2 protein-coding genes are annotated in these 667 nt (G+C 39.1%); both read left to right on the top strand.

Annotated features, from left to right (window positions below):
* Positions 1 to 77 precede the first annotated feature (77 nt).
* Complete coding sequence (locus NB504_RS17805; protein ID WP_009836585.1) at positions 78 to 332, top strand: type II toxin-antitoxin system Phd/YefM family antitoxin; 255 nt, start codon at positions 78 to 80, stop codon at positions 330 to 332.
* Positions 325 to 588, top strand: a complete 264-nt coding sequence (locus NB504_RS17800) for a Txe/YoeB family addiction module toxin (RefSeq protein ID WP_019281448.1) — start codon at positions 325 to 327, stop codon at positions 586 to 588. Before NB504_RS17805 ends, NB504_RS17800 begins: the two co-directional genes overlap by 8 nt.
* The last annotated feature ends 79 nt before the right edge of the window (positions 589 to 667 follow it).

Raw genomic sequence — 667 nt, 5'->3', positions numbered from 1 at the left:
TTCGCATGTTCCATTAGCTGTACAAGTTGGTTTTTTAGTCATATACTTGTCTCATTAAACGTACATGTGGAGGTTTTATGAGAATTGTATCTTTTACAGAAGCTAGAAATAGCTTGAAGAGCGTTTTGGATGCTGTTGTTAATGACGCAGATACAACCGTGATCACACGTCGTGATTCTGAAGATGCCGTTGTTATGTCACTGGATTATTATAATAGCTTAATGGAAACGGTTCATTTACTTCGTTCTCCGGCAAATGCTGAGCACTTACATCGTTCAATTGCTCAATTTAAAGCGGGTAAGGTGAGCCAAAGAGATTTAATCGATGAGTAGTCGTTTATTATCTTGGACTGATGAATCTTGGAATGATTATGTTTATTGGCAGACGCAAGACAAGAAAACACTTAAACGTATAAATAAACTCATCACGGATGTTAAGCGTTCTCCTTTCGAGGGCATAGGTAAACCTGAGCCACTAAAAGAAAACTTATCTGGTTTTTGGTCGCGACGAATAGACGATGCGAATAGGTTAGTTTATGCGGTTGATGATAGTGCTATCACGATTATTTCTTGCCGTTATCACTATTAATTTAGGCTTTATCGTCAGGCAGCTAACAAACGGCTCAAGAGGGATTGCCAACGCGTGGCGGTTTTGGTGCAAAATTGAA

The sequence above is a fragment of the Vibrio sp. RM-69-4 genome (genome assembly GCF_024743775.1).
In the GTDB taxonomy this organism is placed as follows: domain Bacteria; phylum Pseudomonadota; class Gammaproteobacteria; order Enterobacterales; family Vibrionaceae; genus Vibrio; species Vibrio anguillarum.
Note: the sequence above shows the minus strand (reverse complement) of the source record. Positions and strands in the feature narration are given on the sequence as shown.

Excerpts from the sequence above, each read along its gene's own strand:
- NB504_RS17800 (WP_019281448.1), top strand. The coding sequence starts at position 325 with ATGAGTAGTCGTTTATTATCTTGGACTGATGAATCTTGGAATGATTAT.
- NB504_RS17805 (WP_009836585.1), top strand. The coding sequence starts at position 78 with ATGAGAATTGTATCTTTTACAGAAGCTAGAAATAGCTTGAAGAGCGTT.